Here is a 243-nt window from a genome sequence, read left to right on the forward strand (position 1 = left end):
ATGCGCTGGGCTTGGCGACGCCGATGGCGATCATGATCGGCACGGGCCTGGGCGCGCGCCACGGCATCCTGTTCAAGCATGCCGAGTCCATCGAGAAGAGCGCACGCCTTGACGTGGTGATCTTCGACAAGACCGGCACTCTGACGGTCGGCGCCCCCGAGGTGGTCGACATGGCCGTCGCTCCGGGCTGGACGCAGGAGCGGTTGTTGGGCACGGCTGCCGCGGTCGAAGCGCACTCCGAGC

1 pseudogene is annotated in these 243 nt (G+C 68.3%); it reads left to right on the forward strand.

Going from position 1 to position 243, the window contains the following annotated elements:
- Positions 1-23: 23 nt before the first annotated feature.
- Positions 24-243, forward strand: a pseudogene (locus tag OC373_RS18860) (heavy metal translocating P-type ATPase); the annotation flags it as partial.

This window comes from Stenotrophomonas sp. Ste96, assembly GCF_024519495.1.
Lineage (GTDB): Bacteria > Pseudomonadota > Gammaproteobacteria > Xanthomonadales > Xanthomonadaceae > Stenotrophomonas > Stenotrophomonas bentonitica_A.